This is a genomic window from Rossellomorea marisflavi (genome assembly GCF_001274775.1).
GTDB lineage: Bacteria > Bacillota > Bacilli > Bacillales > Bacillaceae_B > Rossellomorea > Rossellomorea marisflavi.
In genome coordinates this window covers 477754-492804 of sequence record NZ_LGUE01000004.1, presented here as the reverse complement: position 1 = coordinate 492804, position 15051 = coordinate 477754, and the positions used below count along the sequence as shown (strand labels likewise).

The 15051-nt window shown below is 40.8% G+C and carries 15 protein-coding genes; 7 read left to right on the top strand and 8 right to left on the bottom strand.

Annotation, left to right across the window (positions count from 1 at the left end; all coding sequences use genetic code 11):
• Window positions 1–36: 36 nt before the first annotated feature.
• The gene (locus tag AF331_RS12540) at window positions 37–1800 is read left to right on the top strand and encodes a DEAD/DEAH box helicase (protein WP_053428441.1); all 1764 of its coding nucleotides are present in this window, start codon (window positions 37–39) and stop codon (window positions 1798–1800) included.
• A gap of 958 nt (window positions 1801–2758) precedes the next feature.
• Here the strand turns inward: AF331_RS12540 and AF331_RS12535 are convergent.
• Window positions 2759–3043, bottom strand: a complete 285-nt coding sequence (locus AF331_RS12535) for a hypothetical protein (protein ID WP_053428440.1) — start codon at window positions 3041–3043, stop codon at window positions 2759–2761.
• A 129-nt stretch (window positions 3044–3172) separates the two neighbouring features.
• Here AF331_RS12535 and dcm point away from each other — a divergent pair, with 129 nt between their 5' ends.
• Both dcm and AF331_RS12525 read left to right on the top strand, forming a co-directional pair.
• Complete coding sequence (gene dcm / locus AF331_RS12530) at window positions 3173–4165, top strand: DNA (cytosine-5-)-methyltransferase (protein ID WP_053428439.1); 993 nt, start codon at window positions 3173–3175, stop codon at window positions 4163–4165.
• Entirely contained in the window at window positions 4152–5339 is a 1188-nt protein-coding gene (locus tag AF331_RS12525; RefSeq protein ID WP_053428438.1) for a type II restriction endonuclease, read from the top strand. Before dcm ends, AF331_RS12525 begins: the two co-directional genes overlap by 14 nt.
• A 75-nt stretch (window positions 5340–5414) precedes the next feature.
• Here AF331_RS12525 and AF331_RS12520 read toward each other — a convergent pair whose 3' ends face one another.
• Window positions 5415–5828: a very short patch repair endonuclease gene (locus AF331_RS12520; protein ID WP_053428437.1), complete on the bottom strand. Its 414-nt coding sequence runs from the start codon at window positions 5826–5828 to the stop codon at window positions 5415–5417.
• 1019 nt (window positions 5829–6847) lie between these two features.
• Between AF331_RS12520 and AF331_RS12515 the strand changes: the two genes are divergently transcribed.
• The 3 genes from AF331_RS12515 to AF331_RS12505 are packed head-to-tail and all read left to right on the top strand — an operon-like array spanning window position 6848 to window position 10344.
• The gene (locus AF331_RS12515; protein ID WP_053428436.1) at window positions 6848–8752 is read left to right on the top strand and encodes a hypothetical protein; all 1905 of its coding nucleotides are present in this window, start codon (window positions 6848–6850) and stop codon (window positions 8750–8752) included.
• A gap of 1 nt (window position 8753) precedes the next feature.
• Window positions 8754–9605 carry a hypothetical protein gene (locus AF331_RS12510; RefSeq protein ID WP_048013778.1) on the top strand — a complete coding sequence of 284 codons (852 nt, stop codon included), beginning with the start codon at window positions 8754–8756 and terminating at the stop codon, window positions 9603–9605.
• The gene (locus tag AF331_RS12505; RefSeq protein WP_048013777.1) at window positions 9595–10344 is read left to right on the top strand and encodes a hypothetical protein; all 750 of its coding nucleotides are present in this window, start codon (window positions 9595–9597) and stop codon (window positions 10342–10344) included. The genes AF331_RS12510 and AF331_RS12505 overlap by 11 nt, the downstream gene beginning before the upstream one ends.
• 99 nt (window positions 10345–10443) lie before the next feature.
• Here the strand turns inward: AF331_RS12505 and AF331_RS12500 are convergent, their stop codons facing one another.
• Together AF331_RS12500 and AF331_RS12495 are read right to left on the bottom strand one after the other, a co-directional pair.
• Window positions 10444–10917 (bottom strand): hypothetical protein, encoded by a 474-nt coding sequence (locus AF331_RS12500; protein ID WP_053428435.1) that lies wholly within the window; start codon window positions 10915–10917, stop codon window positions 10444–10446.
• On the bottom strand, window positions 10904–11659 hold the full coding sequence (locus AF331_RS12495) for a hypothetical protein (RefSeq protein WP_053428434.1): 756 nt from the start codon (window positions 11657–11659) through the stop codon (window positions 10904–10906). Before AF331_RS12495 ends, AF331_RS12500 begins: the two co-directional genes overlap by 14 nt.
• 159 nt (window positions 11660–11818) lie before the next feature.
• Between AF331_RS12495 and AF331_RS12490 the strand changes: the two genes are divergently transcribed.
• On the top strand, window positions 11819–13045 hold the full coding sequence (locus AF331_RS12490) for a DUF819 family protein (protein WP_053428433.1): 1227 nt from the start codon (window positions 11819–11821) through the stop codon (window positions 13043–13045).
• Between the two features lie 77 nt (window positions 13046–13122).
• Here AF331_RS12490 and AF331_RS12485 read toward each other — a convergent pair whose 3' ends face one another.
• The 4 genes from AF331_RS12485 to AF331_RS12470 all read right to left on the bottom strand — a co-directional run bounded on the left by AF331_RS12485 (window position 13123) and on the right by AF331_RS12470 (window position 14974).
• On the bottom strand, window positions 13123–13308 hold the full coding sequence (locus AF331_RS12485; protein WP_053428432.1) for a hypothetical protein: 186 nt from the start codon (window positions 13306–13308) through the stop codon (window positions 13123–13125).
• Between the two features lie 256 nt (window positions 13309–13564).
• On the bottom strand, window positions 13565–13762 hold the full coding sequence (locus AF331_RS12480; RefSeq protein WP_053428431.1) for a hypothetical protein: 198 nt from the start codon (window positions 13760–13762) through the stop codon (window positions 13565–13567).
• Window positions 13763–13852: 90 nt separating this feature from the next.
• Entirely contained in the window at window positions 13853–14323 is a 471-nt protein-coding gene (locus tag AF331_RS12475) for a GNAT family N-acetyltransferase (RefSeq protein ID WP_327205419.1), read from the bottom strand.
• Between the two features lie 93 nt (window positions 14324–14416).
• Window positions 14417–14974, bottom strand: coding sequence for a DUF2239 family protein (locus AF331_RS12470; RefSeq protein WP_053428430.1), 558 nt, complete (start codon window positions 14972–14974; stop codon window positions 14417–14419).
• Window positions 14975–15051: the final 77 nt, after the last annotated feature.

Genomic DNA, 15051 nt, shown 5'->3' with positions numbered 1-15051 from the left:
ATAGTCTATATAAAATTAATTTTAGGGGATGTAAATTTGAGTGGCTTTCTAACAGAAAATGAAATAGAACAAACAGTGGAAAGTTTAATTAATCTATATAAAATTGATAGAAACCTATTAATTAAATTTGTTGGAACAGATAAGTATATAAAACTGAATAAAATGCTGATGGACTTAGATTTAGGAATGATGGATGACTATCAATTGGCCCGAGTGATAATAGTTGAAAAAGGATTATTTTTATTCGCAGGAAGTAATGATGTCGTAAGAGAACTAAGAGCGTCATTATTAAAACAACTCGAGGGTGCACAATTAGTTAATCTATACGATAGAAATCCAATTAGTAACCGGAAAATACAATCTCCTTCATATATGCCTAAAGCTTTAGCCGGTAAAAGGTGGGTAATGGGAGGGCGGTGGGCTAAAGATTTTGTTCAGACATTGGGTTTTCCATTAGCTTTTTCAGGTATATCCATTCCTAAAGATCACAGCGCAGAACCTGTGCAGGACATTGAACCAAGGAAATCGGTGCCTCCTCTTGTAGAGTATCAGCAGGATTTAAAGGGAAAAATGCTATCTGTATTGAATAGGGAACAGGAAAAAACACGATGCGTTGTTACTTTACCAACCGGTGGGGGCAAGACAAGGGTAGCAGTGGAAAGTTTTATTGACTGGATGCAACCCCGTTTTAAGGAAGGAAAATATTTGTTATGGATTGCCCAAGGAGAAGAACTATGTGAACAGGCAATTTCGTGTATTACTGAGATGTGGCAAGAAAGGGAGTTTCCTGAATCTTTAAGGGTTTACAGATATTTTGGTGGGAAGTTAGTAAAATATGACAGCTTAATTGGTGGTGCTGTTATATCAAGTATTCAGCAACTATATTCTAGGATACAAAGTAATGATGAAGCATTAAATGAGATTTTGTCCAACTGCGGTGCGATGATTATTGACGAGGCACATCATGCTACTACAAAAATTTATGAAGTATTATTTCAAAAATGCGAAGAATTGGTGGGTCCCACCCTGTTTCCCATTTGTGGATTAACAGCAACACCCGGACGAAGTAATGAAGAGACCATGACGCTGGTAAATCAGTTTGAAGCTTATTTAATCCACCCCTCATTACCGGATATGAGAAGGTATGAATTGAATCCACTCCTTTATTTTAGGGAAGAAGGGTATTTGGCAGAACCAATTTTCTTACTTCATGAAAACGGAGAAGAAATAGAGGTGTCTGATTATGTTGATGATGAACATGATGACCTGAGTAAGGAATTTTTAAATGATCTTGCTAACAATGAAAATAGAAACATACAAATTATAGAATATATGAAGTCGATTCCAGAAAAATCGTCTTCACTTGTTTATGCATGTACTGTAGATCACGCTGAATTTATGGCAATGGTCATGAATTCAATCGGGAGAAAATCAGCTGTGATATCTTCTGATACTCCAAAGGCTATAAGAAGAATGCATATAGATGCTTTTAAGAAAGGTGATATTGAATTTTTATTTAATTATGGAGTATTAACAACAGGGTTTGATGCACCAAAGACCGACCATATCCTTATATGCAGACCAACTTCCAGTATTATCTTATATGAACAAATGGTAGGGAGAGGGCTGAGAGGTGAAAGGTTTGGGGGGACAGAATACTGTAAGATAGTGGACTTTTCAAAAAATATAAGACGGCATGGGGAGCCATTAGCCTATGCTAGATTTATTAAGGATTGGCAGATAAGAGATGCTGGGGATATTAGTATTAAGAATATGCCGGGGGTTATACAAGCCGATTAGTTCTAAATAAACATGAACATGATCTGAGAAATTCCAGAGATCTTTTTTGTACTTGGCAGTACGATATTAGGTGGGCTGCTACTTACTTAAGAAAAGGAGGTATTCTAAACCAACAGGAGACAGTCCAGAGGGTATATGGAAAATAATATCTAATTAGTTTTAACTTCTACTTTGGTTATGATTGATTCTTCACCACAAGTCGTGGTTGAATTTAGTAACCTGATTCTGGGTGGATGCGAAGAAACGGGTTGTGTGGGTGAGTTCTTCAGGATTTCAAGACAAAACGAATATATTGAAGAAGGTAGTTGTAGCTGCCGCGTCGTCCAGACTTCCTCCAGCTAAGAGAAGACATGGGACTGCTCCTCTTCGGTCAAATCCTCTGGCTTAGCGGTCAAGCGTCAATCAATAAACCGAGCTTTGGAAGACTTTTTGGCGGATTGAAGGTACTTTCGCCTTCTTTTCAGGGTCTCTGTACGAAATTTTATAAAAAGGAATAGATCTAATGCATGATACTTTTCCGAATGATAAACCCACGCAAGGCTTTTATATGTATTGTTAACACGTGCCCAGCAAGAAGCTAAGGTATTCTATCAAGATACATTATCTATCCTTTCAGAGTTTACATGTCTAAGTGTACATTTAAGGTGTCTTGAATCAGGAAACAATTTAAAAAGAAATGATCTAGCTTTAAACGCTAAAGAAATGTTTACAATTTTAACCATAAAAGAGAAAGGAGTTATTTGCCTAAGGTTTGATATAGAGAATTCTATCGAGAGGATTTTAGAGGAAGTCGGAAAAATATTAGGTGTCACACGGGAATGAATAAGACAAGAATCAATATATAAGAAGTTACTTAGTTATGCATAAAAGCAAGACTACGCAAATTATGTTACTTAATAATCTATTTTTATAGAAGTGGATAAATTTTAAATCTTATGAGCATTCAAATTTTAAATTACTAAGTGAAATATACTACTTCAAATTTTTCAGTTTTTTTTAGTTGGTCAAGGAGCTGCCTATCAAAATCATTGTTAATAGGTTTATTAATATATATATAATCCAACTCTAATAGTGGGGAATTTAAGAGTTCCATAAATTCAAAATCCTCCCCAAAGTTGTCAATGAAAACCTTCATTATCTTGTGTTTATCTCTAATTTTTTTTATGAGTTCTTTTACAATGAGTACTGCCTCATCCGGATTTTCTTCCTCTGCTTGTTGATAGTAGATTGCTACATTTGCCACTTGTTTCACCCTTTCTAATAGGGTATTGTTTAAAAAGTAACTAAAACATTTTAACACATAATTCGACCCAAAGTCACTATACTTTGGTATAATAAGTTTACTAGAACAAGTTGAGGGAGGCTTAATATTATGTTATACAGATTTATTGACTTGTTCGCAGGGATCGGTGGTATTAGATTAGCATTCGAAGAATATGGAGAATGTGTTTTCTCTTGTGAGTGGGATATGAAAGCCCAAGAAACCTATGAAGCAAATTTTGGTGAAAAACCAATTGGTGATATAAGACAGGTTAATGAAAAAGAAATACCGGATCATGAGATTCTGCTTGCTGGTTTTCCTTGTCAACCTTTCAGTATTGCAGGTGTATCAAAAAAGAATTCTTTAGGTAGAAAACATGGATTTCTTGATGAAACACAGGGTACGTTATTTTTTGATATAGCTCGTATAATTAAAGAAAAACAACCTCAGGCTTTTCTTTTGGAAAATGTAAAAAACCTTAAAAGTCATGATAAAGGTAATACATTTAAAGTAATAAAAAAGGTTCTTGAAGAAGAGCTGGGATATACCGTATATGACCAGGTAATTAATGCAAAAGGATTAGTACCACAAAGCCGAGAGCGTATTTATATAGTGGGCTTTAAAAAGCCAATACAATTTGAATTTCCTGAAATTCCTAAAGAAGGCCCTCCATTAATCTCTATTTTAGATGATGAAGTTGATGAGCAGTTTACTCTGTCAGACAAGTTGTGGGATTATTTACAGGGGTATAAAGAAAAGCACTCCAAAAAGGGGAATGGTTTTGGTTTCGGGCTTCCAGACCTGAACTCCTATTCGAGAACTCTTAGTGCGAGATATTATAAAGACGGAAGTGAAATTTTAATTTCACAAGGTGAAGAAAAGAATCCAAGAAGATTGACGCCGCGTGAATGTGCGCGCTTGCAAGGATTTCCAGAAACGTTTAAAATTGTAGTGAGCAGAACTGCCGCGTGGAAACAATTTGGTAATAGTGTGGCAGTACCTGTAGTCCGTTTAATTGCTGAAAAGATGGTTCAGGCTCTTGAAAGGGACAAAACAATTGAAGACATCGCGGAAGAAGGTCGATTGGAATATGTCACAAAATAATTCCGGAAAATTAAGCAGTCTTTTAGAAGCGGCCAAGCATATTGGCCGCTTTTATTGTAAGTTTGTAACAGCGAATGATGTAGGTTTAACTAATGCACATCAAGAAGGCATACATATCTCTAAAAGTGCGTGGGGTATCTTCTTTCAGGAAGCAGGAACCAAAGGAGAAAATAAACACAGAATTGTAAAGATTGATATTGAAGGTCTCTATCCTTTTGATAGCCGTGTTAGTTATTACGGAAAAGGAACAAGGAACGAATACCGTATTACACGATTCTGGACCAATTCACCTTTTGATAAGGCCAGACAATTGGGGAATCTAATCATTTTCTTGCCCATGGGTGGAGATAACTTTAAAGTATACATACTAGATACAGATGATGAAATTGAGCTTTTCACCCAAACCTTTTCACTGAATTTAGTAAACAATAATGCAGTGTATAATCATGGTATTATAGAAGAGCTGAACATGTCCAAGAAATTAGAAGAGGAAATAGAAAAAACAGTTTTATTATATAATGATTTTCCTTCAACAGTTAATATGGCTACAATATCCAGGGCAATTCATTACAAAGTATATAAAAATACAAAAAAAAATTCAGATCAACTTTTATTAGAATGGGTAAAAACAGAGTTCGCAACATTTAGGACACTTGAAAAGAAATTATACCAAGAGTATCTTACAAAGCCTTTTTTGGAAGTGGAACCTTTAATTACCGTAGCAAATTCCATACTAAATCGACGTAAAAGCAGAGCAGGGCAGAGCTTAGAGCATCATGTAGATTTTCTTTTAAATTCTTTCCAACTACCATTTGCTCATCCAGGTAAATCTGAAGGTAATAAAAAGCCTGACTTTCTTTTACCATCAAATAATGCTTATTCTGATAGTAATTACCCAACAAGTAGTTTAATATTTTTAGGTGCAAAAACTACTTGTAAGGATAGGTGGAGACAGATCTTAAATGAAGCAAATCGAATCTCAGAAAAGCATCTATTAACTTTACAACAAGGTATTTCTGCGAATCAGTTAGACGAGATGGCAGAAGAAAAAGTAACCCTTGTTGTACCAGAACCATACCATAAAATGTATCCTGCAGAATATAGAGATCGTTTATGGACGGTAGAGAAGTTTATTGAATTTGCGAAAGGAAAATACTTGACGAAAGAAATGTAGTGATTTTCAAGTTTAGCAAGTAGGAAGGATAGATGATTAATTTTTGGTATTGTGTTTTGAGATAACATGTAATCTTTATTGTTTTGCTTTAATAATGAACATGCTTATCTCTTCTATGACTTTATCGATGTCCTTTTTAATCTCATGTTCCCATACTCTCATAATGTTCCACCCATTTTTTTTATAATGTCTATTGACTTCCATGTCCCGTTCCACATTTCGATTTAATTTTTTTTTCCAAAATTCCGCGTTGGTCTTTGGCATATTACTATGTTCAGGGCATTGATGCCAAAAGCAGGAATCTATAAAAATTACTACTCTGTATTTTTTAATTGATATATCAGGTTTGCCGAATAGATCTTTAGAGTTCTTTCTGAAACGAAATCCTCTTTTCCACAATTGTTTAGATACAACTGCCTCAAGTTTCGACACTGATTTTATAGCCTTCATGTTTTTCCTTCGTTGTTCTTTAGTTAAAACATCACTCATACTTTATCACCTGTCCTTTAAGTTACTTTTCCATTCTGAGATAGTAAGTAAACTAGAAAGTGGGTTAATCAAAGCTTTGTATCCTGTAGGAAAAAGCTCAAACCATGTTACAAACCCTCATTAAGAATTACTTTTTTATAAAACATTCGAATGGATAGCAAATGTTTATATTTTTTATGTTTCTTTAAAATGAAGTCGCTGCAATTTTCCACCTGGATAATCGGTTAGTATAAACATAGGTATTAATAAAAAGAAATGTCTCTGCCTTGCTTACCAAAACCTTCCGATCAACTATTCATAGATTCCTACATCAAACTGTCCTACAAGCGGTATCCTGCCTTCAAAGCTAAAAACGAGTTATATCAGGAATCTTATAAAGAGGAGATCCTATCCAAGCTGAATACATTTATTCGATAAATGAATTCACGGTTCTCGATATAGTACAAAAGCTGAAGGAAGCAAATTAGACTTCAGGTAGTTTTGTTCACTGGAGTAATTCGTTATTTGGGTACTTACTGGCGGAGTATGATTTCAAGGCTTACCCCTGTACAAACAAGAAGTGTATGGAGGCTTAAAGAGGTCCTTGGGAATTGAGCATAAGCTGGTCGGGGTAGGAGCCAAGCGTTTGCCAAGGTAAGTTGAATCATCTTGAAAAGAATGGGTTTGCGATGACGATGCTTGATATTCAGAACTTTGCTACTGCAATACACAGTGTGATTCCATCAAAGTGGAAACCGCCGTTGATTATTTGTATGAAGTAGGAAAAGAACTGCATTCCTATAAAGAGAACCCACCACCCCTATTGGATTCGCTCACTCAACTTGAGGAGGAGCAGCTCTTATTAAGGCGGTTGATGAAGATTGTTACTCCTAAAGTTTGATAAAGTGAAGAACCAGGGGAGTTTGACATAGAATGTTCAGGGTGCATCCATGGTCTTATCTCCCTTGAATTTACATATATTTAGTGATCATGTAAGATATATACAGAATGAATACATTGTACTAGAAGAGGAGTAAATCATGACCAGTCAGCATATAGGCCCACTGTGGAAATTTTCACCGATTCCTAATATTGAAGAATCGAATTTTAATAAGATTTTAGAACGGTTTTATAATATGCGTGTAACCGGTTTGACCAGAGAGAATACGCAAAATTCAATGGATGGACGTTTGATCGGATATGAGGGACCTGTCACGTTAACCATAAAAACGGGGAGCATTAAGAAAAAGGATATACCAGGAATAGAGGACGTTATTGCACGAATTCAAAGTCTTCAGGGACGTAATAGCTACACACGGGAAACCATTCAGCACATGTTGAACAAATTGAATCAGGACGAAGTGCGCTATATCTCGTTTGAAGATTCTAATACACGTGGTCTGACAGGTGCCCGGAATGGTCAGAGTAATTCAGCACAGGATACATGGGGGATCTATGCCTATAATAAGGGAGTGCACTTTGAGGAAGCGGACTCTGAGCGGGAAACCTCACGGGGAGGTTCTCATGGAGTAGGTAAAATTGCCTCGAATGCAGCTTCTGATCTACACATGATGTACTTTGCTAACTGTGATGAGCACGGTGATCAGCATCTGGGGGGCACGGTTCAACTTATTGAGCACCAGTATGAAGGCAAATACTACCGATCCTCAGGATACTTTACAGATATAAACGAGGATCAAACAAGGTTCTATCCGTACGAAAATACCTTTAAACCGGTATTTGCAAAAGATACCCGTGGATTGAAAATCATTATTCCATTCCTTCGAAAAGAGTACGATAACGAGAACGAGATCATTAAAAGCATTTGTGACAGCTTCTTTGTCTCCATCCTAAAGGGCAAATTAGAAGTGAATGTTAACGACGAAAAGCTGACGAGTGACACCATAACCAGTTACGTAACGAATCCTGACTACTACAATCAGGATGTTACGGAGGCTAAGAAAATTTTCACGCCATTGTATGTGGATACATATTTAAATCAGGAGCCGAGAGAATTAATCGTCTCAGATGGTGAACGGGATTTCCGTTTCAATCTTTATTTCCGGTACGATGAGGAGATTCCCAAAGGACGTGTGGCGATTGTTCGTACAATCGGAATGAAGATTGAGGACTTTAAGGTGACGGCGAATGCGAATAAACCGTATAATGCTGTGATGATTGGCGGCTCTGACGAAGACTCCTATATTAAATCCCTTGAGAACGAGTCCCATACGGAACTGTCTTGGGAACATATTAAGGATGCTAAGTTGCAAAAGCGCGCTAAGCGATTTATTAATAATCTTTCCCGTGAGATGGCCAAGGTCATTGAGGCTGCCGTTAAAGAAAATAATCCAACTGACGGGATCATGAATACAGAAGACATTTTATATGTGGTGGAAACCCAGTTTAAGAATGATCTCTCAGACAGTATGGGAACGGTCATGATTAATAAAGGGAAATCTGTTGTGAAGGCGTCAACGAGCGTCCCGAAAAAAACGAAGAAGAACAAGAATGGAAAATCAGGTGGGGAGGAGCGGCCAAAGCGTGATCCTCTTAAACGGAAGAAAACAGAGAATATGGAGAATGACTTGAATGAAGAGTTGAAAACAAAATACAGTGCGAACCCTGAAATGGTGGAACGAGTCATTCTGAATAATAAAGAATTAATAAAATTTGATTTCACCACCAGTGAAATGATCAATGGTGAAACAAGTTGTGATATTTCATTAGCCGTTATTGATGGAATGGGTGTGGAGTATCCCGATGAATTCAATCTCCAAGACAATTACAGTATCGTATCCGACCTTCAATCGGGGCGTGAGTACGCATTGGATCAAAATGTCATTAAGGATGTACGGATTCATCAAGGTGTGTCTGAACTCCAACTGGGGCTTAAAGGCTCTTTTAATAAATCTCTAAAATTCGTATATTACATCGAGGTGTAACATGATTTACAAAAAAGATGCCAACTTCCCATACCCTGTACTTACCAACTCGTCAAAAAGCTATACAGCCAGTCAGTTTGTTCTGGAAGTAGAGCTTCAAGAAAACGTTCATCACTATCAATTCGACTTCACTTACGAGCTGGACTCTGACTTTATGAATGAACTTCTAAAGAATGGGAGAGCCCAGGCCATCCTCATTATTCAATCCAAGGACAACAAGTTCTTCAGGCTCGATTTGAACCAGAGCTCTGTGAAGATCCTGAAGTCCAGAATCTCTATTAGCAATCGGACGTCCATACAATTGCATATTCAGTCTAAAGATGATATTGCTTTTACAGACAATGAAGATCTTAGCGCTTTTTACGATCAATTTAAAGAAGATCTGGTTGTTCCAAAGCATTCCATTCTGGCTTATTCAAATGTTGTTATGTTCGAAGGAAGTACCACAAAACCACTGGAACTGTTTGAAAAGAAACTTAACCCGAACTTGAAATCTGCCATCAAAATTGAGCTTGGTCACGAAACCATCGTGATTCAATATCGTAGTGAAGAGTTCCAATTTAATAATCTTCCAAAGAGTAATACACTCAACAATCCTTACGTATATGCTGGTATGCATGCCGCTTTGCAGCGGTTTATAGTAAATAATGGTGAAGACCATGAATCTGTCGATTTGTTGGAAATTGATCCACCTGCTCATGCCTTGGATCTTAAACTGTACCATTTGATGAGGAAGAAGATGGTCGAGGAGATCAGTATTGATACGATTGATGAAGTGATTTACGCAATTTCAGATAAGATGATCGAAAAATATACATCTGTGGTAAAGGGGTTAATTTCAAGTGGAAGTTAGACTGCTGGAGAGTGGCTACAAACATAACGAACAATTCTATAAGGATTTTTTAGACGACCAGATTCAGCTGAAGGATGAGTACTTCACAAACGAAGTGGTTCATCTTGATGAAGCACCGCACTTTCCGATCTATATAGCCCAAGGAAGTGAAGCTGAGAAGAAAGATCTCTTCATGGAAGCATTTCGAGTGATTTCTCACTCTTACTTGGATACGGACAGAGATGTCCATCTAAATGAATTATTCTGGCATTCCCTGCTGATTACCAAGCGGGACTACCTGTTGGAGCAGTATCCTAAGATTCGTGAAGGGATCAGTCACTTCAATAACATTGTCCTAAAGAAATTCGACTGGGAAAATTACATTTATAAGTGCGTCCTGGGAGCGCAGTACATCAATGATGCCATTGCAGATCAAGAGTGGAGAGAACATTACTACACGCTGTTAGTGGATAACCTAGACCTTTACAACTATATAATCAAATATGAGATCTTCCGTAATGAACAGTTTTTGATTAATATTTTGGATATTATTTATGAATTGGATCTATCGAAAGCCCTGAAAGCTAAAATAACAGGTAGGGAAGACTTAGGGAAGGATGAGCGTGTAGGACGACGAGTCATCTTTGAATTCAACAAAAGCTATCCCGTCATCATGTCACCCCTGCTGGAAAAAGAAGATTTAAAACCTATCTTCATGGAGTATATGAGTTATTATGATGGATCTGTCGTTTATAGTTAAATAGTGAAGAAGGATGCCAGTCTTACGGGCATCCTTTTCAAGTTCAAATAGATCTGCTCGATGCTATTCAAACAGCCATATGGTCATGAGATTATTCACTCAATACTTTATCCCATAATGATAAGTCGCACATCCATGACAAGTATCTTTATCATAACGGTGTTCAGGGTTTACCTTTATCCCACAGAATAGGCATGATCGATATTGTCGTTTTCTTGATTGGATGGTTTTTAAAAGTAAACCAAGGATTTGTTCTGTTTGATCTTCTACGGAAAGATGATCAGTCATGTACATAACGTGCTTTCTGTATTTTGTCGGTTCAGGGCTACAAGGTGAATACCAGATATCTTTTATGTAGCCAATCTCTAATTCCTGGTTTGATAGAGAGATATATATTTTGGGCTCATCCGCAAATCCGACTAGCGGAAAATATATAGTTGAATCTCTATATAAGCGAAGGGTTTCTATGTTTTGAAACAGCCATGCTTCTGCTTTTTGTTTTATAGATGGCACTATCATATCCCCCTTCTTAACAAGGCGCTGTTTAATCATGAACAGATCATTCCGTTGCAATCCCTTTGAAGTAATTCTCTATCCTATCCATCATCTCCTCCTTATTCTCAGCAAACTGCCGATGTCGATGCCCGTTCCCTCCAGAAGGATGGGGGAAGCCGTCCAAGATGCACGCGGCGTCGATCAGACCTTGTTCCGATAGATAGGCAAGGGCCTTGGAGACATTCACCCCGAGAGGAACGATCAGCGGATTGTCCATATGTTCCATTTCTTTAGGGAACGATTGAAGGATGTAGTCTCGCAGCAGATCTGTTTTCACTATGTTCGGTGTAGATCCACTGTAGTTCTTCCCATTATAGAAGACCGGATAGGGAAGGACGGAGGTGGTTTGGACCAGGTGGCTATGTGATCCGAATAACTCGCTGGTGCTAGTGATCCCCAAGTGAGCGGGGAGGTTGAGTTCATCGAGCATGGTGATGAGGTTCTTCCTCATGGGCCCTTCGAAGCTTGAGTTCTTTTTGACCTCGTGAAGGATCTCGTCGTCTGTGAGGGTGGATTCTCTCAGGTTCCACACCGTCTCGAACGACTTTTTCATCTGGTGGAGGCCGGGGGTGATCCCGACGATGACGACCTTTGCATTGGTATTTAGATGCTCAAATGGAGCATAGTAGATTTCGAGTTTTTTCTTTGGGTCTTTTTCCAGCAGGAATGGTTCATTCAATAGGGCTTCTTGAGTTGGTGAAGATAATGATTGAATGGTTTTTTTATAGTGGTTGAACGTTGAGTAGGTGGCAATGGACATTTCTATTCCTCCTGTTAACTGAATCTACGTATAGTATACACTATTTGGAAAAGGGGGTTGGCTTGAAGATAGGGTACCGCCTCGATAAGGAATAATATTTTGAAAATTCTTTCTGGAATGGGTACGATAGAATAAAGATTACAAAAAGGAGGCAACCCCATGAACCAAGCTCTCATTCAACCGGACGATTACATAACCCTGTGGGGAATCATCGTTGTATGGGCTTCCGTCAGCATCTTCCTCGAACAGCGCTATAGCTGGGCGGCGAAGATATCGGGAGCCATCATTGCCCTGGTCGGGGCTATCATTCTATCGAATACGGGTGTGATCCCGACGGAGTCACCGGTGTATGATGCCGTGTGGACGTTCATCATTCCCCTTGCGATTCCGCTGCTCCTCTTCCATGTGAACTTCAAGAAGGTGTGGAAGGAGAGCGGGCGGCTGCTCATCCTGTTCTTGATCAGTTCCGTCGGGACGGTGGCGGGGACGATTATCAGTTTCTTCTTATTGAGGGATCACATTCCCTACCTTGATAAGCTCGGTGCGATGCTCAGTGCCTCGTATGTCGGGGGAGGGGTGAACTTTGCCGCCATGGCCGCGAAGTTCGCACCGCCGGGAGAAATGGTGTCGTCTGCGGTGGTGGCGGATAATCTGATGATGGCCATCTACTTCATCGTGTTGATGACGATCCCCACCATGGGCTTCTTCAGGAAACGATTCCGTGCGCCCCATGTGGAAAAGGTGGAGAGCGGGGGCATGAAGGAAGACGGGAAGACGCTTGCCGAAGGATTCTGGTCGCGGAAGGAAATGTCCCTCAAGGATATAGCCCTGTCGGTCGGAACCGCCTTCCTGCTTGTTGTGGTGTCATTCAAGATCGCCGAACTATTTGCCGGACTCATCCCGTCTGGTGACGATGCGTCCTTCTTCCTGAATCTGATGAACGGGCTGTTCGGGGATAAGTACCTCATGCTCACGACGCTGACCTTCCTGGCACTGGCCCTGTTTCCGAAGTACTTCGAATCGATCAACGGCAGCCAGGAAATCGGGACATTCCTCATTTACCTGTTCTTTGTCGTAATCGGAATACCGGCATCGATTCCGTTGATTATTCAAAATGCACCGCTGCTGCTAGTGTTTGTCCTGATCATCGTCATCCTCAACCTGGGCATTTCGCTCGGTGCAGGGAAGCTATTGAAATATGACCTTGAAGAAATCCTCCTCGCCAGCAACGCCAACGTCGGAGGCCCGACAACGGCTGCCGCCATGGCCATTGCGAAGGGATGGAAGGATTTGATTGGGCCGATCCTCGTAGTAGGTACGCTCGGGTATATCATCGGGAATTATGTTGGGACGACGCTTGGGTTGTGGTTTGCTGGGTTGATGTGATGAATGTTGCTTGATCTGCGGACGATCGACTTTAATAGAAAAATAAGAAGCAAGCTGCCCTGTAGGTAGCTTGCTTCTTAGTGTGCATAGGAATCCGCTTCTTTGGTTCTGAAGTTATCAGCGGTGCCATCAATAGAAAAGTGGATGGGAACGGTCAGGTCGTCGAAGGTTGAAGAGGTGATCAGGACGGCGCCCAGCTGAAAGAGAAGGGTCATGATGAAGAGGACATGCAGGACGATTGAGGCTGTTTTGATTCGGATCACCTTCCTAATTAGAGAATGTAAGGCGTTGTTACCTAACTGCTACTCTTTCGATTTTTCCTACCCACTAGATACATAAGGAAGAATCCCAATATAATACCGCCGCTCCACAGGAGTATGTATGTCATGTCATGCTTACCGATGATGGATAGGACCAGGAATACTAGGTGTTTGATGAATCTATACCCGACTGGTGGGGGAGTATTCCTGATTATAAGCAAAACAAGCCCAGAGGCCATGCTTCTGGGCTTGTTTTGGGTTACGCGGTGCGCTGTTCCTTCTTGATCTGATTCCGCGTCAGCATCAGTCCGGTCAGCCCGGCAACCAGAGATGGCGCGATGCTCCAGGCAAGAAACATCCATTGCCCTGTGATCAGGGAGAGGACGAGAAAGAGTGCCGGAAAGCCGATCAATGCGATGAGGGAAGCAGCGAGTGCGAGTGATGTGTTGTTTTTCATAGGGACCTCCAGTAAATGAATGAATACGTCCTTTAAATCAGAACAAATATTCCCTTATTATGGTAGGCGTTTCTATGTGCCATACCCATATCACGTAGACAATACATAATGACCATGCATCTCGCCATCAATCTCCATGCTCCCACAAAACCTGAAGCCACTTTTCTCAATGACCCTTCTCGAAGCATGATTCCGGGGCAGGACCACCGCATTCACCTGCTTCACATCGGTCTGTTCAACCAGGAAGGCGATGAGTCCTTTTACGGCCGTAGTCGTGTAGCCTTTATTCCGGTGGTGCTTGGAGATGGCAAAGGCAATTTCCCTGTTGGGTTCGGGGAGTTCCTCCTTGATCCCTGTATTGCAGAAGCCGATGAAGGCACCCGTCTCTTTTTCAATGATTCCAAGCTTGAGCCACCCGTTACCGATGGTGGGGAGGGAGGAGAGGAATGCCTCGTTATCGGGGACTTCGTAATTCGTCAGCCAGTCCAGGCGCTGCTCTCTTGTGGAACGCCAGTCGGGCAGGAATTCATAGACCTCCGGCTGGGACGTCAAGTGGTAGATGGATTCTGCGTCCTATGGTTGAAATTCTCTTAACAGGATGTTACCGCAGTCCAGGGTGAAGGGTCTGTTCATATGAGTACCTCCAAATGTGAGTCACTCCTCAGTGAATGCCGTACTGGAGAGCTCCTTCATATACTTCTTCACATCAACGGCCCAGTCCTCTATATGCTGGTGAAACGCCGACTGATTTCCTGCATAGAGCTCGCGCAGCGCTTCTTCGTAATGAGGGAAGTTCCCGGCCATGGAGGTCATGAAGTGGTAGGTGGCTTCCTGGGATGCTTTGGCCTGCTGCGCTCCTCCGCGTCGGGCATCTTCGACGAGCTTCCGAAGGGTGACGGATGCGCCGCCGGGCTGACTCTTGAGCCATTCCCAGTGACGGGGGAGGAGGGTCACTTCGCCGGAAACGACGCCGAGCTTAGGACGGCCGACTCGTCGTGGCTGGGCTGCTTCCGTCTGTTCTCCTGATTCTGCCTTTGGATTGATCGGACCGTGATAATCAACATCGATCTGTCTGCCGGTGGCATCGTCAAAGATGAGGACCTGGGGCCAATCGTCGCTGTCCAGTTGATCTTTGATGGTGGAGACGACTTGATCCAGTGGCCCACTAGCAACGTTTTTGACGCCTGAAAATGCGGTGTAGGTTTTCGTCATGTTTTCCAACTCCTTTACTATAGTGTATTATACCCGGATAAAATGGTGTCGTCAATATTACCCGGGTTAAAATAAAA